This window comes from Mesorhizobium loti, from assembly GCF_013170705.1.
Classification (GTDB): Bacteria; Pseudomonadota; Alphaproteobacteria; order Rhizobiales; family Rhizobiaceae; genus Mesorhizobium; species Mesorhizobium loti_D.
The window spans coordinates 2,478,258-2,498,180 of the sequence record NZ_CP033334.1; the positions used below are offsets into that span (position 1 = coordinate 2,478,258).

Genomic DNA, 19,923 nt, shown 5'->3' on the forward strand with positions numbered 1-19,923 from the left:
CGCGATCCGGAAGAGCCTTAGCCGACCCCGAACATCGTGTCGTAGAGCAGCTTGAAATTGAGCACGAGGATGATCGCGGCGACCACCCAGGCAAGGGCCGCCACGACGCGTGGAATGGCGAGGCTGCCCATCTTCTTGCGGTCAGAGACGAACTGCACCAGCGGAATGACCGCGAAGGGCAATTGCATGGACAGGATGACCTGGCTGAACACGAGCAGCTGGCCAGTGCCCTTTTCGCCGTAGAGCGCGGTGACGACCACCACCGGGATGATGGCGAGGCCGCGTGTCAGAAGCCGCCGGGCCCAGTTGGGGATGCGCAGGCGCAGGAACCCTTCCATGATGATCTGGCCGGCGAGCGTCGCCGTCACCGTCGAGTTGAGGCCGGAGGCAAGCAGCGCCACGGCGAACAGGATCGAGGCGATGCCCAGGCCCAGCAGCGGCGACAGCAACTCGAAGGCCTGGCCGATCTCCGCGACATCCTGGTGGCCGGTGTCGTGGAAGGCGACAGCCGACACGATCAGGATGGCGGCGTTGACGAACAGCGCCAGCATCAGGGCGATGGTGGAGTCCATCGTCGCCCATTTGACGGCGTCGCGCTTGCCTTTCTCCGTGCGCTCATAGGCCCGGGTCTGCACGATCGAGGAGTGCAAATAGAGATTGTGCGGCATGACGGTGGCGCCGATGATGCCGATCGCGATGTAGAGCATCGCGGGGTTGGTGACGATTTCCGAGGACGGCACGAACATCGAATGCAGGATCGTGCCGGCCGGTGGGGCGGCGACAAAGATCTGGATGGCAAAGCAGCTGAAGATGATGATCAAAAGCGCGATGACGAAGGCTTCGAGATAGCGGAACCCCTTGTTCATCAGGAGCAGCACCAGGAAGGCGTCGAGCGCGGTGAGTATGGCGCCCCCGATCAGCGGAATGCCGAACAGCAGCTGCAATGCGATCGCCGTGCCGATGACTTCGGCGAGGTCACAGGCGATGATGGCGAGTTCGCAGGCGATCCACAGCACGAAATTGACCGGGCGCGGGTAATAGGCGCGGCAGGCCTGGGCGAGATCGCGGCCGGTGGCGATGCCGAGGCGTGCGGCCAGCGCCTGCAGCAGGATCGCCATGAGGTTGGACAGCATGATGACGAACAAAAGCGTGTAGCCGAACTGGGCGCCGCCGGCGAGGTCGGTCGCCCAGTTGCCGGGGTCCATATAGCCGACCGAGACCATGTAGCCGGGGCCCATGAAGGCGAACAGACGGCGGAACCAGACACCGGAACTCGGCACCGCGACCGAGGAATTGACCTCGCGCAGGCTGGGCTGGTCGTCCTCGTCCCGTCCGGCGAGCCGCCATTCGGACCGGGTGGCTGTAACGTCTGCATCTGACATGGAAAGGCTTTCCGCGACTTCCGGGGGTATATCCGCAACCTATGCCATGGCTCAACATTATGCAATAGGCTATATTTCATTGTCGGTGCTTTTTACCGGATGGTCCGAATTGCGTGTGAAGGTGCCAATCGGAAACGCCGGTTGCGCCTGTGGGGGAATGCAAATAAACGGCCTGAAGAATCAGAGCCCGTGCTATAAAAGCGCCGACGGCCAAACTCCCGAGGAGGAGCGCGCATTGGCGCTGAAGAACAGACCGGTTCCGCGCGAGCCATTGCCCGATGCCGATGTCCATTCGGAAGGGTTCAGGCAGACGCGCGAGGCGCGCCGCAGCGCGCTGGTCGAGGACTATGTCGAGCTGATCGCCGATCTGATCGAGGACGGCAACGAGGCGCGCCAGGTCGACATCGCCGCACGGCTCGGCGTCGCCCAGCCGACGGTGGCCAAGATGCTGACGCGACTGTGCGCCGACGGGCTCGTTTCGAGAAAACCCTATCGCGGCGTGTTCCTGACCGATGCCGGCCGCAAGGTCGCGGAGGAAAGCCGCATCCGCCACCAGACGGTGGAAGCCTTCTTGCGTTCATTGGGCGTGAGCGCCGAAACGGCGCGCATCGACGCCGAGGGCATCGAGCACCATGTCAGCGCCGAGACGCTGGAAGCGTTTCGCAAGGCCATGACCGCGCCGCGTTAGGCCGCTTAGCCGTCTCGGAACCACCGCACGTTACGCGCGTTGCTCCTGACATCGCGATGATGTCGCACCAGGGGAGGAAGCAATGGGCGTTGAACAAGCACCGACCGCCAAGGGCAAGCAAGCCGCCAAAGGGTTGAAACAGGCGGCGGCGAAGGACGAGCGCAAGACCGAGGCCGAAACCGGCCGTCCGCTGAAAAAGGGCGCCGCGCGTTTCGAGGAGCGCTCGAAAAGCTCCGACGGCAAGAGTGCCGGCGCCAAGCAGAAGGGCTGAGGCCGGGCCGCCGTCAAGGCGCCCCGCTTGTTCACGCCTGCACATCCTGCACCCCATCAAGTCTCGCACGCCCCCGGTTTGCGGGCAAGCTACAGGCCCTGCTGGCTCTCGGCCAGAGCACCATGCCGGCACCCCGGCGGTCTCGAAAAATACTGTGACTTGGCGCAACCATTGGGCTAATTGTTTGTTGGGTTGAGCCGGCCTGCCGGAGCAACGGAAAAGTTTGCAGCGCGAGGAGTTGCCATGCTCTGGAGAGGCCGTCGTCAGAGTGACAATATCGAGGACGACCGCAGCGACAGCGGCTCCGGCGGAGGATTGGGCGGCAGCCCCGGCCAGTTCCGCATTCCCATCGGCGGCAGTTCCGGCGGTGGCGGCATGTCGCTTTCGGGCCTCATCATCTTCGCGGTCGTGGCGTTGATCGCCTGGGGTGTCTTCGGCATCAATCCGCTGCAATTGCTCAACGGTGACGGCGGCGCCTTGCTGCCGGGCGGCGGCGGGCAGATATCGGACAACAGCGGCGGCCAGAACAGCGGCGCGGCGCCCGCCAATGACGAGATGAAGCAGTTCGTCGCGACCGTGCTGGCCGAGACCGAGGACACCTGGACCGGCATCTTCAAGTCGCAAGGGCTGACCTATGAGGACCCCAAGCTGGTGCTGTTTTCCAGCCAGGTGCGCTCGGCGTGCGGCTTTGCCTCGGCGGCGGCCGGGCCGTTCTATTGTCCCGGCGACCACAAGGTCTATCTCGACATGACCTTTTTCCAGCAGCTCGACCAGCAGTTCGGCGCTTCCGGCGAGTTCGCCCGCGCCTATGTTATCGCTCACGAGGTCGGCCACCATGTGCAGAATCTCACCGGCATCATGGGCAAGTTCAACCAGATGCGGCAGGGCATGAGCGAGGCCGATGCCAACCAGCTGTCGGTGCGCATCGAGCTGCAGGCCGACTGTTTCGCAGGCGTGTGGGCGCATTACACGGCCCAGAAGGGCATATTGGAGCAGGGCGACATCGAAAGCGCGCTGAATGCCGCCAAGCAGATCGGCGACGACACGCTGCAGAAGAAGATGCAGGGTTATGTGGTGCCGGAAAGCTTCAACCACGGCACCTCGCAGCAGCGGCAGACCTGGCTGGCGCGCGGCTACAAGAGCGGCAAGCTTTCAGACTGCAACACGATGAGCGGGCCTCTCTGAACACTCCTTTCCAGGCGCCGACCTGACGGCAAAGTCGCCGTCAGGGAGTGTCAGGAACGCGCATTCCTGCCTGTTCCCTCATTGTTCCTTTTCGCCGGCTCGCCTATAAGGTGCGTCCGCCCGTGCCCCCGGGGCGGCTGGAGGAGCTTGACCCATCATGATCGATCCCAAAACCGCCAGGCGGGGCCTCGCGCTGGTTTTCACCACGCTGCTGCTCGATATTATCGGGTTCGGCATCATCATGCCGGTGCTGCCGGCCTATTTGCAGGAATTGACCGGTGTCGGCGTCAGCGAGGCGGCCATCGAGGGCGGCTGGCTGTTCTTCGTCTACGCGGCCATGCAGTTCTTCTTCGCACCCATCATGGGCGGCCTGAGCGACCGCTTCGGGCGGCGGCCGATCCTGCTGGCCTCGGTGCTGACCTTTTCCATCGACAATCTGATCTGCGCTATCGCCTGGTCCTATCCGATGCTGTTCATCGGGCGTGTGCTGGCCGGCATTTCGGGCGCCAGCTATTCGACGACATCGGCCTTCATCGCCGACATCTCGAACGACGAGAACCGAGCAAAGAATTTTGGCCTGCTTGGCATCGCCTTCGGCGTCGGGTTCGTCATCGGACCGGTGCTGGGCGGATTGCTCGGCACGTTCGGACCGCGCGTGCCGTTCTATTTCGCCGCCGGGCTCGCCTTCGTGAATTTCCTGATCGCGATGGTCCTCCTGCCGGAAACGCTCGATGAAAAGCATCGCCGCCGCTTCGAATGGAAACGCGCCAACCCGGTCGGCACGCTTCTGCAGATGCGCCAATATCAAGGCATTGGCTGGATCGGGCTCGTCTTCTTCCTGATGACGCTCGGCCACATGATGTATCCGGCGGTGTGGTCTTTCGTATCCAGCTACCGTTATGGCTGGAGCCAGCAGCAGATCGGCTTCTCGCTCGGCGCCTTCGGCCTGTGCGGCGCGATCGTCATGGCAACGGTGCTGCCGCGCGTGGTCTCGAGGCTCGGTGAATGGAAGACGGCGGCAATCGGGCTGACCTTCACGGCGGCCAGCGCCTTCGGCTATGCCTTCGCCACGCAGGGCTGGATGGTCTACGCGGTGATCGTCGTGGGTTGCCTGGAGGCCTTGGCCGATCCGCCGTTGAGGAGCCTCGCCGCCGCCAAGGTGCCACCTTCCGCACAAGGCGAACTGCAGGGCGCGATGACCTCGATCTTCTCGATCACTTCCATCATCACGCCGCTGCTCTACACGGCGATCTTTTCCTGGTTCACTGGGCCTGGCGCGCCGGTGGCCTTCGGCGGGGCGCCCTATCTGGTCGGTGCCTGCTTCCTGGTGCTGGCGCTCATCGTCTTCGTCACCAGGGTGGCGAGACCGGCCGTGGTCGGGACTATCACCGCCAACGTGGCGGAAGATGGAGCGCGGATATGAGCCGTGACAGCCGCATGGTGCTGACCAGGAACGGGGTGTCGCTGTCGCGATTGGTCTTCGGTGCCTGGCGCCTGCTCGACGGCGACGCCCGCCCTGATGCCGATCAGGTCGGGAGGCTGATCGGCGCCGCTGTCGATCTCGGCCTGACCAGTTTCGACCACGCCGATATCTACGGGAATTACGAGGTGGAGGCGGCCTTCGGCGCGGGGCTGTCGCGCTGGAAAGGCAAGCGCGAGGAGATCGAGCTGATCTCGAAATGCGACATCATGCTGGCCTCGGCCAACCGGCCGCGGAACCGGCTGAAGCACTATGATACCAGCGCCGCCCACATAACCGCCTCGGTCGACCGCTCGCTCGGCAATCTCGGCACCGATTATCTCGACCTGTTGCTGTTGCATCGGCCGGATCCGCTGATGGATGCCGACGAGACGGCGGCGGCACTGGCCGGGTTGGTCAAGGCCGGCAAGGTGAGAGCGGTCGGCGTCTCGAATTTCACGCCATCACAGTTCGATCTGCTGGCCTCGCGGCTGCCGTTTGCCCTGGTCACCAACCAGATCGAGATGTCGGTGCTGAAGACGTCCGCATTGACCGATGGCAGTCTCGACCACGCGCAGCGCCTGGGCTACGCGCCGATGATCTGGTCGCCGCTTGGCGGCGGCTCGCTGTTCACCGGCAAGGAAGCCCGGGAGGCTCGCGTGCGGGCAGCACTCGCGGCGGTCGCCGCCGAAGTCGGCGCCGGTGATCTCGCCACTGTTGCCATCGCCTGGCTGCTGCGCCATCCGGCCCGGCTGGTGCCGGTGTTGGGGTCAATGAAGCCGGAGCGGCTGGCGGCCATGGTCAAGGCGCTGGAGATCAGCCTCGACCGCCAGCAATGGTTCGCCATACTGGAGGCGAGTGAAGGCCGGCCGGTGGCGTAAGGGTGGGGCGGTGCAGGGCTGCGAGATGTTGGCGCTGCCCCTCATTGCCCTGCCGGGCATTTCTACCCTTATGGTGACGGGGAAAAAGATGCAGCCAGCGCCGCTTTCGCAAATCGTCGACGTTGCAATAGGAGCGCTGAGGTCGCCACAGCTTCCTTCTGCCCGTTCACGGGCAGAAGGTGCCGGCAGGCAGATGAGGGGCCGCGCTGACGGATCGAATTAAGCCCGCTCCGCCAGCAGTTCCTCGCCGCGCTTTTGCCGGATCAGGTTGACGAAACGGCGGAACAGATAGTGCGAGTCCTGCGGGCCGGGCGAGGCTTCAGGGTGATGCTGGACCGAGAACACCGGACGGCCGGTCAGCGCGATGCCGCAGTTCGAACCGTCGAACAGCGAGACATGGGTTTCCTCGACACCCTCGGGCAGCGAGTCGGCATCGACGGCGAAGCCGTGATTCATCGACACGATCTCGACCTTGCCGGTGGTGTGGTCCTTGACCGGATGGTTGGCGCCATGATGTCCCTGATGCATCTTGGCGGTCCTGCCGCCGAGCGCCAGCGCCAGCATCTGGTGGCCGAGGCAGATGCCGAACACCGGGATGTTGGTCTTCAGCAGATCCTGGATGACGGGCACGGCATAGTCGCCGGTGGCTTCCGGATCGCCAGGGCCGTTGGAGAGGAAGATGCCGTCGGGCCGCATGGCGAGGATTTCTTCGGCGCCTGTCTTGGCCGGCACCACGGTGACCTTGGCGCCGAGGCCGGCGAGCAGGCGCAAAATGTTGCGCTTGACGCCGTAGTCGATGGCCACGACGTGCAGCGACGGATCAGTCTGTTCGCCAAAACCTTCGTTCCACACCCAGGGCGTCTCGCGCCAGACCGAGGACTGGCCCGAGGTGACTTCCTTGGCGAGGTCGAGCCCGATCAGACCCGACCATGCGGCGGCGCGCTGCTTCAAATCGTCCAGGTCGAAGACGCCGTCCGGCGCATGCGCGATGACGGCGTTGGGCATGCCCTTTTCGCGGATCAGCGCGGTCAGCGCACGGGTGTCGATGCCCGAGAGCGCCACGATGCCGCGCTTCTTCAGCCACTGGTCGAGATCGCCGGCGGCGCGGTAGTTGGACGGGTTGGTGACATCGGCCTTGAACACGGCGCCGACGGCGCCGGCGCGGGCGGCCGGGTTGAGATCCTCGATGTCCTCGTCATTGGTGCCGATGTTGCCGATGTGCGGGAAGGTGAAGGTGACGATCTGGCCGGCATAGGAGGGGTCGGTGAGGATTTCCTGATAGCCGGTGAGCGCGGTGTTGAAGCAGACTTCGGCGACGGCGGAGCCGGTGGCACCGAGGCCGCGGCCCTCGATGACGGTCCCGTCGGCCAGCACCAGAAGAGCGGTCGGCTTTTCGGTGGCCCAGGGTGGGGTCAGCGCGGGCGTCGTCTCGGCCATGGCGGCACTCCTATCAGGCTGCGCGCTGCAAAAGGCCCGGCGGGCCATCCGCGCAGCAAACGGCGCGGAGCGGCGAATTCGCGGCCTCCACGCATTCAAGCTTCAGTTCATGCAAGGCCCAGTACATAGGGGAAGGGGGCAGGGCGGTCAATGATCATGCGAAATGCCGCCATGATTTATTTCATCAAGCAATATCAGAGGCTTGGTCCACAATATCTGGGTTTGCCTTGGCTGGGCCCCGGCGCTATTGTCCGCGCCGACCGAAGGAGAAAACATCATGCGCGGAAAAATCGCCGAATCCCTGAAGAGCGCGATGAAGGCGCAGGACAAGCACAGGCTACCGACATTGCGGCTGATCCAGGCCGCCATCCACGATCGCGACATCGCCAATCGCGGTTCGGGCAAGGACCCCGCCAGCGACGAGGAAATCCTGCAGATCCTGGCCAAGATGGTGAAGCAGCGCGAGGAATCGGCCAAGGCGTTCGAAGACGGCAAGCGGCCGGAACTGGCGGCGCAGGAGCGCGGCGAGATGGAGATCATCCGCGGCTTCCTGCCGACCCAGCTCGATGATGCCGCGATCACCGCCGCGGCGCGCGAGGCGATTGCCGAGACCGGTGCCGCCAGCCAGAAGGACATGGGCAAGGTGATTGCCGCGCTGAAGCAGAAATATGCCGGCCAGATGGATTTCGGCAAGGCGAGTGGCATCGTCAAAGGGCTGCTGCAGTAGGGGCCTATCGCTGGCCGAGGATCACGACCGAGATTGTCTTCTTTCACCTCAGAGCAGGACGGTGCCTTTCGCCGATCTCATCCAGCATGTCCGCCCTGGAAGGTTCAAGGGCTGGCGGGCACTCGTTGCCCGGCTCGACCTGATGGTGGCCGCCAAGCCGTCCTGCCGGTTCACGGCCCCTTGCACATCGGCAGCGGCTGCACGGGTGGGGCGGGGTGATCCTTCTTGTACTGGGCGATCATCGGCTCGAGGGTTTTTTGCGGCCAGAATTTCGGCGCGCCGATTTCCTTAAGGCATGATGCGTTCCAATAGGGCGCCTCGCCGGATGGCGAATGGCCTTTGGCCGCCTGCGCGACGGCGGCGATGTCGCGCGATTCCGGATAGATGTAGAGTGTCGTCGGATTGTCCTTCACCATCGCGATGATCTGCCGTGCGTCCGCCGGCGACCAGCTGGTGCAGCCATTGCTGCGGCCGCCGGCATACTCGACCAGCTTGCCGAACGGCACCAGGCCATCATGGTCGGCATAGGAGCTGTTCGGGCTTTTGCGCATGCACATGGCGCGCAGCACTTGCGCCGCATGGCCGCCGATCACCCTTTGTCTCGCATTGGCGGCTTCGCCCTCGCCGTCGAACTGGATGAAAGTCCGCAGGAAGGCGGCATCCTGTTTCGCGCCGGTGCTGTAGAAGCCCTTGAAGGAGGTCTTCGCCTCGCGGGTGACATAGGCGCCGCCGGCGGTCAGCTCCGAATCCATGGCATTGCCGAAGTTCTTGGAGCAGCGCCTGCCATTTGAAAAATCGGCAGTGCCTTTCAGATTTTTTCCGCCGCCGTGGCCTGACGCGATGGCGCGAAACGATTGGCTGGCCTCGCAGATGACATAGTACCGGCGCCCCAGCACGCCATTGCCGAGATCGCCGGGACGTGTAGCGTCCATGGCGAAGTAACAGGGGTTCCTGACCGCGCCTTGCGCCACCTTTTTCAGGTAGAGCGCTCGCGCCCGCTCCAGCACCACGGCCGAGATCTGGCCGTCGCTGTCGCCGACATGGGCCTGCAGCCAGGCCGGAACACCTGATGGCTGCAATGCGGCGAAGGATCGGGCCGTCGCCGTCAAGGCAATGACCATGACAAGGAGGCTGAGGGTGACGACCACACCCAATGGGACAGATCTCAACCGCACCGGATCAATTCTCCTGCCGAAGCCATGCGAATCCTTGCAGCGTCATATCCGCAAGCAATCATAAAATGTCCCGCGCCCATCGGCGAGACACATCTTGTTTAGCTTGCCCGCAGCGATCGTTTTGCGATCAGCCTGCGGATGACGCACTGCAGGGACGCCTGCCGCGCTCCCAGCCAAACTGGACAGGCCGGGAGGACGATCTATAATTACCGAGCGCAAAATAATTATGGATCGTCTGGAATGGATCCTCTCAGTGACATCATTGCTCTTTTGCAACCCAGCACGGCGATTTCCAAGCCCATCAAGGGGCGTGGTCGATGGGGCGTGCGTTACGCCGCCTATGATGCGCCTGGCTTTACAATAATCGTGGAGGGCACGTGCTGGATCGCCTTTGCGGGCCAGGATCCAGTCAAGTTCGAGAAGGGAGACTTCCTCCTGCTGCCTTCCACGCCGGCCTTCTCGCTCAGCAGCCATCCAGGCATCGACTGTGAGCTCCGGACGCCAATGGACGTTGCCGTCCAGCATGGCGAGCAAGATGGAGACCCGGATTTTGTCGCGCTCGGCGGGACGTTTCGAATCGAGCCGGTCAATGCCGCGCTTCTGCTCGCGCTCCTTCCGAGCGTCATCCACGTGCCGGGATCGCAGGGGCGTTCCTCCAGGCTTGGCAGGGTCATTAGCCTCATCATGGAGGAGTGCGAGAACGAAGATCCGGGCAAGGAAATGGTCTTGCAGCGATTGCTCGAGATTCTGCTCGTCGAAGCGCTGCGATGGCGTGGCATCGGTTCCGGCGCGGCCGGCCTGCTCGGTGGGATGCGGGATCCGGCGCTGGCGCGCGTGCTCCGCGCCATGCACGGGGATGTCCGGGCGGGTTGGACGGTCGCGGGACTCGCCAGGATCGCGGGACTTTCGCGGTCGGCCTTCGCGGCTCGCTTCGTGGACGTGCTCGGTTGCGGCCCGATCGAGTACCTGGCCCGCTGGCGCATGGCGCTGGCGAAGGATGCTCTCATCCGAGGCTCGAAAACCCTGGACAAAATAGCCGGTGAGATCGGCTACGAGTCCGCCAGCGCCTTCAGCACTGCTTTCAGGAAACGGCTTGGTTGCTCACCGGGCAAGTTCGCCCGCGACGCCCGCGTGACCGCATAGGGCAGTGCCTCGCGCGGCGTAGCCTCTTCAAGGTCACTTGCTCGCCCGGTATGAGCCATTTTTGGACAGTTGGAAATAAAAATAAGACTATTGATTATGGATCGTCTGTGTTGGCAAGCCTACGAAAGGGCATTGAAACCAACGGAGCCAAGCATGCAAACGATCCTCATCACCGGCTGTTCATCTGGCTATGGCCTCGAGACAGCCCGCCATTTTCTCGTCAATGGGTGGAACGTCATCGCCACCATGCGGACACCGCGGGAGGACATACTGCCGCGCTCGGAGCGCCTGAGGGTCCTGCCGCTGGACGTCACCAGCGAGGCCAGTATCTCGGCCACCGTCAAAGCCGCGGGTCCGATCGACGTTCTTGTCAACAATGCAGGCATCGGCGTGGTCGGCGCCTTTGAGGCGACGACGATGTCGCACATCCGCAAGGTCTTCGAGACCAATACGCTTGGCGTGATGGCCATGGCGCAGGCCGTGATTCCGCAGATGCGCGAGCGCCGGTCCGGCGTGATCGTCAACGTCACCTCAAGCGCCACCCTCGCCGCAATGCCCTTGGCGGCCGCCTACACCGCCAGCAAGCAGGCCATCGAGGGCTTCACCGGATCGCTCGCGCACGAACTTGCCTATTTCGGTATCCGCGCAAAGCTGGTCGAGCCCGGATACGCGCCAACAACGCGTTTTTCGCATAATACTTCGGTGCGCATCGAAGACATGATCCCTGAAGCCTATGCCGATTTCGCGGCCCCGATCTTCGCGGCCTTCGCCCGGCCCGCGCTGACCACCAAGGAAAGCGACGTTGCCGAAGCTATCTGGGCCGCTGTCCACGACACTTCGGGCAAACTCCGTTTTCCGGCAGGCCAGGATGCGGTCGCCCTGGCAAACGCGGGCTGAAGGTGCGAGCGGGGTGCAACGATTTTCGCGACGCCAATTCTACGTCCGTTCGGATTGAGCTATCATCTGATTCTGGCGTGGCCCACGCCTCCTCCCTCCACCGGGAAAGCATTCGTTCATGCGGGGCACTCTCGTCACCGAACCGACTGTTCGAGCATCAGGCATAAGGAGGGGTTGCGAAAACTGCTCGCACCAGGAGGTTTTTGAGATGATGTTATCCGCGCCCGCCTACCATCTGAAGCGTCAAGCCAGGCTGTTGTCGCGCGAGGCAAAAATCCCGCTCCACCGGGCGCTTGACCGGATTGCCGCGCAAGAGGGATTTGCCAGTTGGAGCCTGCTTGCGGCGAAGCTGTCCGAGACGGCGCCCGCCAGCAGGTTGTTCGCGCAACTCACACCTGGTGACCTGGTTCTGGTCGGCGCGCGGCCGGGCCATGGCAAGACGCTGATGAGCCTCGAACTGGCGGTCGAAGCGATGAAGTCGGGCCACCGCAGCGTGTTCTTCACGCTGGAATATACGCAACGCGATGTACTGGAGCGGCTCCGCGCCATCGGCGTCGAGCCGGCCCGGTTCGACCGGCTGTTCGAGTTCGACACTTCCGATGCCATCAGCGCCGGCTATATCGTCAGGGTGTTGGGGTCGGCGCCGCGTGGCACGCTGGCGGTCATCGATTACCTGCAACTGCTCGATCAGAAACGAGAGAATCCAGGCCTGATGGACCAGGTCCGCACGCTGAAGGCTTTCGCGCGCGATAGCGGCGTGATCCTGGTCTTCATCTCGCAGATCGACCGGTCCTACGATCCCGCGAAGAAGCCGGTCCCGGATATCAGTGATGTTCGCCTGCCCAACCCGCTTGATTTGTCCCTCTTCGACAAGGCCTGCTTCCTGAACGAGGGCGAGATCCGCTTCCAGGCGGCTTGAGCGCTCTAGCGGCCAAGGCTATCCCAGCGTCACTGGGAGAGCATGGATCATGGTCGAGATCGTCAAACCGGCGCTTGAACATCTGCCGTCCTACAAGGCGGCGCTCGAGCGCGGCTGGTCGCCGGACAATGTTCGGCCCGTGGAGGCAACGCGCGAGCAGCTCGCGGCGATAGAGCAGGCTCCGGTGGCCTTCCTGGCCAGCCTGGATGATCCTGAAGCCAGGGGCGGCCCGATCACCTTGCCCGATGGCACGCAAGTGCCGCGCCTGCCGGGATTCCGCCGCTGGATCTGGGATGGCGAGGCGTCGGGCTCGATCGGCTTTCGCTGGCAGAAAGGAACGGCGATGCTGCCGTCGCATGTGCTTGGCCATATCGGCTATGCGGTGGTGCCCTGGAAGCAGCGGCGCGGCTACGCAACCGAGGCCCTGCGGCTGATGCTCGACGAGGCGAGGGCGGTCGGCCTTCCCTATGTCGAGATCACCGCCAAGCCGGGCAATCCGGCATCACACAAGGTGATCCTGGCCAATGGCGGCAAGCTCGTCGAGCGCTTCCTCGAGGATGCCGCCTATGGCGGGGTGGAGAGTCTGCGGTTCCGGATCGATTTGTAGGCCGCCTCGCCGCTAGGCCTGATCGCGCAGCCAGTCGGCCAGCGATGCGCGGTGCTTGCCGGCCCTGCCGGTGAAGGCTTCGGCCGACAGCATGGAGTTCAGCACGGCCTCCTGCGTGGCTTCCGCCGCCGCCCGAAAAAGGATGTCGATGCGTGCTTCGTTGAGCGTCAGCAGTGGTACCAGATCGCGGCTTTCGTCGTGGTCGACCGGATTTCCGGTGCTGAAGGCAATGGCGATGTCGCCGCTCCCATGGCCCCAGAAGGAGCCAAGTGTCGCGATGCCTGCCCCGGCGCGGCGTGCTACTCTCTCGAGCTGGCGGTGTTCGAGCGGCACGTCGGTTGCCAGCACGACCATGATCGAACCGCGTTCGGCCTCGGCCGGCCGCCTGGGGTCGGGCCGGCGCCCATCGGGCAGAATGAGGTCGCCCGGCCTGCCGAAATTCGAGAGCACGAGAACACCAAGGTGATGTTCGCCGCCAAGCGCGATTCTCCTGGACGCCGAGCCGATGCCGCCCTTGAAGCCGAAGCAGCTCATTCCCGTTCCGGCGCCGACATTGCCCTGTTCGACCGCGCCTTCACGAGCGTCCGCCAGTGCGGCGAGGGCGTGTTCTTCGGTCACGGCCAGGGCCTGGATGTCGTTCAGCGGACCGTCATTGCACTCGCCGACCACCGGATTGACGGTTCCGGTGGTGCGGCCGATATCCGGATTCTGGCGGATGGCGTCGCGGATCAGGGCCGTGGCGCAGGTGCCGACCGAGAGCGTGTTGGTCAAGAGAACAGGTGTTTCGATGGTGCCGAGTTCCTGCACCTGCGTCAGGCCGACCGTCTTGCCGAAACCATTGATGACATGGCTTGCCGCCGTCACCTTCTTGCGGAACAGATTTCCGTCATGCGGCAAGATCGCGGTCACGCCGGTGTTGATGTCCCCATCGCGCAGGGTGGAATGGCCGACCCGCACGCCGGGCACGTCGGTGATGGAATTCCTTGCGCCCGCCGGCAAGGTGCCGCAGGTCAGGCCGAAATCACCGACAGTCCTGATCATCCCTGCTCCTTACAAACGTCCCGCGTCGATGATCCGTTTCAGGAAGGCGCGGGTGCGTTCGCCCTGCGGGTTGCCGAAAATCCGCGAAGGCGGGCCTTCCTCATAGACCAGCCCTTCCTGCAGGAAACAGACCTTGTCGGCAACCTCGCGCGCAAATCCCATTTCGTGCGTCGCCAGCACCATGGTCATGCCCTTGGTCGCCAGGTCGCGCACGATGTCCAGGACTTCCGAGACGAGCTCGGGATCGAGCGCCGAGGTGATCTCGTCGAGCAGCAGGAGGGCAGGGTCCATCATCAGCGCGCGCACGATCGCCACACGCTGTTGCTGGCCGCCGGACAGGCGGTCGGGATATTCCCGTGCCTTGGCGGCGAGGCCGACCCGTTCGAGCAGCGCCATGCCCTTGTCTTCGGCCGCCTTGCGCGGCGTGCCCAGCACCTTGACCGGGCCGAGCGTGATGTTCTCGATGACGCTCATGTGCGGAAACAGGTTGTAGCTCTGGAAGACGATGCCGATCTCGCGCCGGAGCAGGTCGAGGTCGACGCCCGGACCGGTGACGCGGTCGCCATGCAGCCTGATCTCGCCGCCCTGGATGGGCTCGAGACAGTTGATGCAGCGCAGCAGCGTGGACTTGCCGCAACCCGAAGGGCCGATCAGGCAGACCACCTGGTGTTCCTCGATGTCCAGCGAAATGCCCTTCAGCACCTCGACCGCGCCATATCGCTTGTAGGCCTTGTCGATTTCGACCAATGCCATGGTGGTTACTCCCCGCTCGTCAGGATCCCGAGCGCATTTTGCGGCGGTCCCGCTCGATCAGCCGATCGACGAACCGGGCCTGCGGGATGGTGATGAGGATGAAGAGGAGCGCCACAGTCGTCACCGCCGACAGGTTGAAGTTATTGCTGGCGACGATCTTCGACTGGTTGAAGGCATCGATGGTGCCGATGATGGCGACCAGCGCGGTGTCTTTCTGCAGGCTGATGCAGTTGTTCATCAACGGCGGAATGATGCCGCGTACCGCCTGCGGAACGACCACATAGCGCATCGTCCTGAAATAGGAGAGGCCCAGCGAACGCGCCGCCGCGATCTGGCTCGGATGCACGCTTTCGATGCCGGCGCGATAGACTTCCGAGGTGTAGGCGCCGTAGGTCAGTGTGAGCGCGATGATCGCATAGGCGTTGGAGGACAGGTCCTTCAGGATGGGCAGTCCGGTCAGCGGCAGGCCGAAGCCGATGAGATAGATGGTGATGATGGCCGGCAGGCCGCGGAACAGGTCGCCATAGACGATCGCAAGCGTGCGGATCGGCCGGCCGGCCTTGCCAGGCAAGGTGCGGGCGATGGCGACGACCAGCGCCCAGACCAGGATGAGGATCGCGGAAAAGAAGAAGATCGAGATGTTGGTGCCGAATGCCTTGAGAATGGTCCAGGCCGACTTCCAGATCAGGTCGAGATCGAAGAACGTCCGGCTGACGGCGGCATCGTTGACCACCAGGAACCAGGCGAAGGCGCAGATGATCAGGAGCGCCACCGAATAGGAAAGGGCATTCCAGGATGCATCCGAGGATATGGACCCGAGTTCGCGGCCGGCATGTACATCATCCGAGGATGCCGCGCGCGCCGACAGCCTGACAGCGCGCCAGGCAAGCCCGATGACCCATAGCGGCGGCACGCAGGCGAGCGCCGACATGATCTGGACAGGGACGTTCGGCCAGCCCTGCCGCAGTACATAGGCGGCGATGTGCAGGGACGTGCAGGCAATGGCGAGGAACATCGCGACAGCCACGCCGAGCACGACCCAGGCCCGCCTGCCATACGTGCGGACCTTGCTGCGAGCACGCCATTGGCTGGCGCGCTCGCTTCCCGATTCGGCTGTCGGAATCGACATCAGTATTTCCAGGTCGGCACGCTGTCGGGGGAGAGGCCACCCCAGGACGGCAGCAGATAAGCGGCCTCCAGCTTCTTCAGCGTGCCGTCGTTCTTGAGGTCGGTCATGACCTTGTCGATGACCGCTCCGTTCGGCGAGCCCTTCGGGTAGATGCCGGCGGTCGGCCGGTCGGTGGCGTATTTGCCGACGACGGCAAGCTTGCCGTTGGAATTCGCCACCTGGCCGAGCACGATGCCGAGGTCGGTCATCACGGCGTCCACCTTGCCGGCTGCTGCCGCGGTGAACATCGAGGCCGTGTCGTCGAACACATCGACGCTCTTGGCCTTGAGGGTCTCTTGCGCGAACTGCACCAGCGTCGTGCCCGCCTGGACGCCGACGCGGCTGGTCTTGATGGTTTCTTCGGTGACCGTGTCGCCGGCCTTCACCGCCACGCCATTGTCCGACTGTATGTAGGGCACCGAGAAGTCGACGACCTTCTTGCGCGGCTCCGTCACCGAGATCAGCGCCAGCGCGATGTCGTAATCCTTGTTCTGGCCGGCGACGATGGAATCGAACGAGGCGTTGACCAGCTTCACCGTATCGAGGCCGAGCCGATGCGCGATGTTGACCGCCATGCAGAACTCGTAGCCGTCCTTGATCGTGTCGGGCGTATCGCCGTTGAACTGGCCGACCGCCGGCAGATTGATGATGACGGTGAACTGGCCGGCAACCGCCGGAGTGATCTTGTCGGTGCCGCGCTCGCCGGTCACCTGGCAGTCGCCATAGCCCTGGGTCTCGGCCACGGCCGAGGTGGCGCAGGCCAATGTCAGGACGGAGGCGCATAATGCGTATTTCAAGGATTTCATTTTCAATTCCCCATTGTTGATTGTCGTTGCGGGTCTTCTCCTACTGAACCTGTGCAGGGCTCCCCAATGCCAGGTCCAGATAGGTCTTCTGCAGGAGCCGCGTGACCGGCCCGGACTTGCCGTCGCCGATCGCTCGTCCCGCAATTTCGATCACCGGGGTCACCAGGCTCGATGCGCTGGTGAGGAAGGCCTCGCGGGCGTTCTGCGCTTCTTCGACGGTGAAGCGTGACTGGTCGACGACCAGGTTCAACTGATCGGCCACCTTGATCACGGCACGGCGCGTGCAGCCCGGCAGGATGGCGCGCGAGTTGGCACGGGTGACGATGCGGTTGTCGGCGGTGACGATATAGGCGGTGGAGGAGGCGCCCTCGGTCACGAAGCCGTCCTCTACGAGCCAGGCCTCCTTGCAGCCGCGTTGAGAGGCGACATGCTTGGCCTGGACCTGCGCAAGCAGCATGGTGGTCTTGATATCGCGTCGTGCCCAGCGCTGGTCGTCGACGACGGCGACGCGGATACCGTCGCGCAATGCCGCCGTGTCGCTGATATCCCTGGCCTGGGTGAAGGCGAAGAAGGTCGGCTTGATGTCTTCGGCATAGCCGAAGTTGCGGTCGGCGATGCCACGGCTGATCTGCAGGTAGATGACACCTTCCCGCAGCTTGTTGCGGGCAATCAACTGGGTCTGGACTTCGACGATTGCTTCCTTCGAGAGCGGCATCGGGATTTCGAGTTCGCCAAGCGACCGTTCGAGCCTCGCCAGGTGGAGATCATTGTCGATCAGGCGTCCCTCGATGACCGCGGTCACCTCATAGATGCTGTCTCCGAACAGCAGCCCCCTGTCGAAGACCGAAATCCTCGCCTCGTGCTCGCTGACGAAACTGCCTTCCACATAGACTTCGCGCGCCACGATCATTCCCGTTTTGATGAAGTGGGCGGACGCTAGTGGCATCGCTGGACCGTGGCCAATGCCATGTTTCTTCGTGCTTATGCATTTTTTGCATGGGATTTGCGCGGCGTGAGGAAAGGCCGCTATACGGAGCTGCGCAAGACGCGGGAGACTGGATTGCATGGAACTGAAATGGCTGGAGGATTTCTGCTGCCTGGCCGGCTGCCTGAGTTTTTCCAGGGCTGCCTATCTGCGCGGCGTGACGCAGCCGGCCTTCAGCCGGCGCATCAAGCAGCTCGAAGGCTGGATGGGCGCCACCCTCGTCAACCGGGCGACCTTTCCCATAACGCTGACGGCGGAGGGCGCGCGCTTCCTGCCGATGGCCGAGGACGCCATACGCACTATGCATCGCAATCGCGATTCACTGCGCCCGCGCAACGAGGCGGAAAAGCACAGGGTGACGTTTTCGGCGCTGCACACGCTAACTGTCACCTTCCTGCCCGCATGGCTGGACGACATGCGCGCGCACCTGCCGCGCTTCAGTTCGCATGTCAGCCCGGACAAGGGCGGCATCGAGGAGAACATCGACACGCTGCTCGACGGCAATTGCGATTTCCTGCTGACCTATTTCCATCCCTCGGTGCCGTTCTTGCTCGACAGTTCGCGCTTTTCCTTCCTCGTGCTGGGTACGGAGAAGGTGAAGCCGGTGGCGGCGCCGCATCCGGAGGGACCGCTGCTCGACCATGCGCTGAGGACACACACGCCGCTGCCCTATATCGATTATGGCGACTTCTCATTTTTCGGCATGGCGCTGAACAAGCTGTTCGCCAAGCGTGCGCCCTTCGTGCGCAACACAACGCATGAGAACACCATCTGCATCGGCCACAAGGCGATGGCGCTCGCCGGCTGGGGCGTGTCGTGGCTGCCGGAACGTCTGATCGCCGGCGAACTGGCCCAGGGAGCACTTGTGCCGGCGTCCGTCGATCCCGACTGGGAGCTGACCACCGAGATCCGCCTCTATCGCCACGCCGATGGCGCGCGCCCGATCGCCAACCGTTTCTGGGAAGCGGCGGCCAGCTCGGCCAGTGGCGTCACACGGTGAGGAAGCGCAGCGCGCGCAGCACCTCGAAATAATCGTCGGAGACGAAGCGCAAGGTGCGCTCGCGCGGATGCTCCGCTCCCGGATACCAGCTGGCGCGGTAGGCGTCGGTCGGATTGTTGAACTCGATCTCCACGTCGAAATGCCTGGGCAGATCGAGGCGGCACGCCGTCAGGTCACGCGACAGCGCCTTTTCCACCCCCTCGCGAATCCGGTCGATCGCTCGCGCCGGCGACATGGACAGCGCGGCGCGTCCGAAGCCTTCGCTCACCGCTACCGTGCCGATTTCCGGCACGAGCGCGCGGGCGTCATCGCATATGCCGCGATCGCCCGACAGAAACACTGGCGGGACGCCGAGCAGGGCCGCGGTATAGGCGTTGACGGTGAACTCCGAGGCGACCTCGCCATTGATGATCAGCCGCGAAATCCTGTCGTTCATGGTGTGGGCAAGCGGGTTCGCCTCGACGCCGGCCTTGGCGTGATAGCCGGTGAAAAGTGCCGCGTCGAAACTCTTGTCGAGGCCGAACATCATGACATGGGGGTGGCCGCTCCAGCCACGCACGATGCTGGCATGGTCGGGCAGTTTCGAAACAATGAGGTTGCGCCCGGTCTGGTGCGCGTCCTTGATCAGGATCTCTTTGGCGCCGGCGGCCTTGGCGCCTTCGCAGGCGGCGGCGACCTCGGCGGTCATCAGTTCGCGGAATTCCTGGTAATCCGGTCTTTCCTTCAGCGCCTCGTCCCAGTCCGCTATGCCGGCGGTACCCTCTATGTCGGCGCTGATAAACACTTTCATCCGTTGTCCCTGCCTTGCCGCTGTTCGATTCTTTTCCGCCGATTAACTCCTTTCGCCGCGAAAATGAATCTCCTCGCCGAAATCAAAGTCTCACTTGTGCTCATCGGCGCAGAGCGCGTGGTCGGACAGCGCGCGGATGACGTAGCAGTCGCCGACCGTCTTGCCGTCGCAGCAAGAGGCGATGCGCTCCAGCTCGGTTTCCAGCCGCTTCAGCTGGGCGATCTTTTCGCGCACGGAAACCAGCTGCTCCTGCGCGATCTTGTCGGCATGGCCGCAAGGCTGCTCGGGATGGAAGCTGAGCTCGATCAGCGAACGGATGTCCTCGACGGCGAAGCCCAGGTCGCGGGCGTGGCGGATGAAGGCCAGCCGTTCCAGCTCCTGCCTGGAGTAGCGGCGCTGGTTGCCTTCCGAGCGTTCGGGCGCGGCGACCAGGCCCATCTGTTCGTAATAACGGATGGTCGGCACCTTGACCCCGGTGCGGCGCGAGAGATCACCGATCGAAAACATGCATTTTGCCTCTTGAAGCTCTAGTGACTAGAGCAATTACATTGGCTGACATCAAGGTGCAAGGTCCGGCGCGGCAGCCGGTGAAAGAGCAGACAGGTGATG

21 protein-coding genes are annotated in these 19,923 nt (G+C 63.7%); 11 read left to right on the top strand and 10 right to left on the bottom strand.

The genetic code is table 11. The annotated features are described in order from the left end of the window. Positions 1-17: 17 nt before the first annotated feature. The gene (locus tag EB815_RS12165) at positions 18-1,382 is read right to left on the bottom strand and encodes an Nramp family divalent metal transporter (protein ID WP_056578650.1); all 1,365 of its coding nucleotides are present in this window, start codon (positions 1,380-1,382) and stop codon (positions 18-20) included. Positions 1,383-1,617: 235 nt separating this feature from the next. Between EB815_RS12165 and mntR the strand changes: the two genes are divergently transcribed. The 5 genes from mntR to EB815_RS12190 all read left to right on the top strand — a co-directional run bounded on the left by mntR (position 1,618) and on the right by EB815_RS12190 (position 5,866). Next, positions 1,618-2,070, top strand: coding sequence for a manganese-binding transcriptional regulator MntR (gene mntR / locus EB815_RS12170; protein ID WP_056578997.1), 453 nt, complete (start codon positions 1,618-1,620; stop codon positions 2,068-2,070). A gap of 82 nt (positions 2,071-2,152) precedes the next feature. Further along, the gene (locus EB815_RS12175; RefSeq protein WP_056578647.1) at positions 2,153-2,341 is read left to right on the top strand and encodes a hypothetical protein; all 189 of its coding nucleotides are present in this window, start codon (positions 2,153-2,155) and stop codon (positions 2,339-2,341) included. A 243-nt stretch (positions 2,342-2,584) separates the two neighbouring features. Beyond that, positions 2,585-3,526 (top strand): KPN_02809 family neutral zinc metallopeptidase, encoded by a 942-nt coding sequence (ypfJ, locus tag EB815_RS12180; protein WP_056578643.1) that lies wholly within the window; start codon positions 2,585-2,587, stop codon positions 3,524-3,526. Between the two features lie 157 nt (positions 3,527-3,683). Continuing rightward, positions 3,684-4,949 carry a TCR/Tet family MFS transporter gene (locus EB815_RS12185; RefSeq protein ID WP_056578640.1) on the top strand — a complete coding sequence of 422 codons (1,266 nt, stop codon included), beginning with the start codon at positions 3,684-3,686 and terminating at the stop codon, positions 4,947-4,949. Beyond that, positions 4,946-5,866, top strand: a complete 921-nt coding sequence (locus tag EB815_RS12190; RefSeq protein ID WP_056578637.1) for an aldo/keto reductase — start codon at positions 4,946-4,948, stop codon at positions 5,864-5,866. The genes EB815_RS12185 and EB815_RS12190 overlap by 4 nt, the downstream gene beginning before the upstream one ends. A 219-nt stretch (positions 5,867-6,085) precedes the next feature. Here EB815_RS12190 and carA read toward each other — a convergent pair whose 3' ends face one another. Beyond that, the gene (gene carA, locus EB815_RS12195; protein WP_056578634.1) at positions 6,086-7,303 is read right to left on the bottom strand and encodes a glutamine-hydrolyzing carbamoyl-phosphate synthase small subunit; all 1,218 of its coding nucleotides are present in this window, start codon (positions 7,301-7,303) and stop codon (positions 6,086-6,088) included. Between the two features lie 277 nt (positions 7,304-7,580). Between carA and EB815_RS12200 the strand changes: the two genes are divergently transcribed. Next, positions 7,581-8,030: a GatB/YqeY domain-containing protein gene (locus EB815_RS12200; protein WP_056578994.1), complete on the top strand. Its 450-nt coding sequence runs from the start codon at positions 7,581-7,583 to the stop codon at positions 8,028-8,030. 170 nt (positions 8,031-8,200) lie between these two features. Here the strand turns inward: EB815_RS12200 and EB815_RS12205 are convergent, their stop codons facing one another. Then, the gene (locus tag EB815_RS12205) at positions 8,201-9,205 is read right to left on the bottom strand and encodes a hypothetical protein (protein ID WP_056578631.1); all 1,005 of its coding nucleotides are present in this window, start codon (positions 9,203-9,205) and stop codon (positions 8,201-8,203) included. A gap of 240 nt (positions 9,206-9,445) precedes the next feature. Here EB815_RS12205 and EB815_RS12210 point away from each other — a divergent pair, with 240 nt between their 5' ends. The 4 genes from EB815_RS12210 (at position 9,446) to EB815_RS12225 (ending at position 12,771) form a co-directional block, all read left to right on the top strand. Beyond that, positions 9,446-10,348 (top strand): AraC family transcriptional regulator, encoded by a 903-nt coding sequence (locus EB815_RS12210; RefSeq protein WP_056578628.1) that lies wholly within the window; start codon positions 9,446-9,448, stop codon positions 10,346-10,348. 153 nt (positions 10,349-10,501) lie between these two features. After that, positions 10,502-11,245, top strand: coding sequence for an SDR family oxidoreductase (locus EB815_RS12215; protein ID WP_056578625.1), 744 nt, complete (start codon positions 10,502-10,504; stop codon positions 11,243-11,245). Between the two features lie 208 nt (positions 11,246-11,453). Beyond that, positions 11,454-12,164, top strand: a complete 711-nt coding sequence (locus EB815_RS12220) for a DNA helicase (RefSeq protein ID WP_056578622.1) — start codon at positions 11,454-11,456, stop codon at positions 12,162-12,164. Between the two features lie 49 nt (positions 12,165-12,213). After that, positions 12,214-12,771: a GNAT family N-acetyltransferase gene (locus EB815_RS12225; protein WP_056578619.1), complete on the top strand. Its 558-nt coding sequence runs from the start codon at positions 12,214-12,216 to the stop codon at positions 12,769-12,771. Positions 12,772-12,783: 12 nt separating this feature from the next. Here EB815_RS12225 and EB815_RS12230 read toward each other — a convergent pair whose 3' ends face one another. Genes EB815_RS12230 through EB815_RS12250 form a run of 5 tightly spaced genes read right to left on the bottom strand, consistent with a single transcriptional unit; the run spans position 12,784 to position 17,443 of the window. After that, positions 12,784-13,812 carry a P1 family peptidase gene (locus tag EB815_RS12230; RefSeq protein WP_056578616.1) on the bottom strand — a complete coding sequence of 343 codons (1,029 nt, stop codon included), beginning with the start codon at positions 13,810-13,812 and terminating at the stop codon, positions 12,784-12,786. Between the two features lie 9 nt (positions 13,813-13,821). Next, the gene (locus EB815_RS12235) at positions 13,822-14,565 is read right to left on the bottom strand and encodes an amino acid ABC transporter ATP-binding protein (protein WP_056578613.1); all 744 of its coding nucleotides are present in this window, start codon (positions 14,563-14,565) and stop codon (positions 13,822-13,824) included. A gap of 19 nt (positions 14,566-14,584) precedes the next feature. Next, the gene (locus EB815_RS12240; protein WP_056578610.1) at positions 14,585-15,694 is read right to left on the bottom strand and encodes an amino acid ABC transporter permease; all 1,110 of its coding nucleotides are present in this window, start codon (positions 15,692-15,694) and stop codon (positions 14,585-14,587) included. Then, complete coding sequence (locus tag EB815_RS12245) at positions 15,694-16,539, bottom strand: ABC transporter substrate-binding protein (RefSeq protein ID WP_056578607.1); 846 nt, start codon at positions 16,537-16,539, stop codon at positions 15,694-15,696. Before EB815_RS12245 ends, EB815_RS12240 begins: the two co-directional genes overlap by 1 nt. A gap of 40 nt (positions 16,540-16,579) precedes the next feature. After that, positions 16,580-17,443, bottom strand: a complete 864-nt coding sequence (locus EB815_RS12250) for a D-amino-acid transaminase (RefSeq protein WP_056578991.1) — start codon at positions 17,441-17,443, stop codon at positions 16,580-16,582. 160 nt (positions 17,444-17,603) lie between these two features. On the opposite strand from EB815_RS12250, the gene EB815_RS12255 reads away from it, so the two are divergent. Beyond that, entirely contained in the window at positions 17,604-18,524 is a 921-nt protein-coding gene (locus EB815_RS12255; protein WP_056578604.1) for a LysR family transcriptional regulator, read from the top strand. Here the strand turns inward: EB815_RS12255 and EB815_RS12260 are convergent. Further along, positions 18,514-19,314, bottom strand: coding sequence for a M55 family metallopeptidase (locus EB815_RS12260; RefSeq protein WP_056578602.1), 801 nt, complete (start codon positions 19,312-19,314; stop codon positions 18,514-18,516). The genes EB815_RS12255 and EB815_RS12260 overlap by 11 nt on opposite strands. 90 nt (positions 19,315-19,404) lie before the next feature. Then, positions 19,405-19,821 (bottom strand): MerR family transcriptional regulator, encoded by a 417-nt coding sequence (locus EB815_RS12265; protein WP_056578599.1) that lies wholly within the window; start codon positions 19,819-19,821, stop codon positions 19,405-19,407. Between the last annotated feature and the right edge of the window lie 102 nt (positions 19,822-19,923).

Excerpts from the sequence above, each read along its gene's own strand:
- EB815_RS12245 (WP_056578607.1), bottom strand. The coding sequence starts at position 16,539 with ATGAAATCCTTGAAATACGCATTATGCGCCTCCGTCCTGACATTGGCC.
- EB815_RS12175 (WP_056578647.1), top strand. The coding sequence starts at position 2,153 with ATGGGCGTTGAACAAGCACCGACCGCCAAGGGCAAGCAAGCCGCCAAA.
- EB815_RS12165 (WP_056578650.1), bottom strand. The coding sequence starts at position 1,382 with ATGTCAGATGCAGACGTTACAGCCACCCGGTCCGAATGGCGGCTCGCC.
- EB815_RS12235 (WP_056578613.1), bottom strand. The coding sequence starts at position 14,565 with ATGGCATTGGTCGAAATCGACAAGGCCTACAAGCGATATGGCGCGGTC.
- EB815_RS12240 (WP_056578610.1), bottom strand. The coding sequence starts at position 15,694 with ATGTCGATTCCGACAGCCGAATCGGGAAGCGAGCGCGCCAGCCAATGG.
- EB815_RS12265 (WP_056578599.1), bottom strand. The coding sequence starts at position 19,821 with ATGTTTTCGATCGGTGATCTCTCGCGCCGCACCGGGGTCAAGGTGCCG.
- EB815_RS12255 (WP_056578604.1), top strand. The coding sequence starts at position 17,604 with ATGGAACTGAAATGGCTGGAGGATTTCTGCTGCCTGGCCGGCTGCCTG.
- EB815_RS12200 (WP_056578994.1), top strand. The coding sequence starts at position 7,581 with ATGCGCGGAAAAATCGCCGAATCCCTGAAGAGCGCGATGAAGGCGCAG.
- EB815_RS12185 (WP_056578640.1), top strand. The coding sequence starts at position 3,684 with ATGATCGATCCCAAAACCGCCAGGCGGGGCCTCGCGCTGGTTTTCACC.
- EB815_RS12225 (WP_056578619.1), top strand. The coding sequence starts at position 12,214 with ATGGTCGAGATCGTCAAACCGGCGCTTGAACATCTGCCGTCCTACAAG.
- EB815_RS12215 (WP_056578625.1), top strand. The coding sequence starts at position 10,502 with ATGCAAACGATCCTCATCACCGGCTGTTCATCTGGCTATGGCCTCGAG.
- EB815_RS12190 (WP_056578637.1), top strand. The coding sequence starts at position 4,946 with ATGAGCCGTGACAGCCGCATGGTGCTGACCAGGAACGGGGTGTCGCTG.
- EB815_RS12210 (WP_056578628.1), top strand. The coding sequence starts at position 9,446 with ATGGATCCTCTCAGTGACATCATTGCTCTTTTGCAACCCAGCACGGCG.
- EB815_RS12220 (WP_056578622.1), top strand. The coding sequence starts at position 11,454 with ATGATGTTATCCGCGCCCGCCTACCATCTGAAGCGTCAAGCCAGGCTG.
- carA (WP_056578634.1), bottom strand. The coding sequence starts at position 7,303 with ATGGCCGAGACGACGCCCGCGCTGACCCCACCCTGGGCCACCGAAAAG.
- EB815_RS12260 (WP_056578602.1), bottom strand. The coding sequence starts at position 19,314 with ATGAAAGTGTTTATCAGCGCCGACATAGAGGGTACCGCCGGCATAGCG.
- ypfJ (WP_056578643.1), top strand. The coding sequence starts at position 2,585 with ATGCTCTGGAGAGGCCGTCGTCAGAGTGACAATATCGAGGACGACCGC.
- EB815_RS12230 (WP_056578616.1), bottom strand. The coding sequence starts at position 13,812 with ATGATCAGGACTGTCGGTGATTTCGGCCTGACCTGCGGCACCTTGCCG.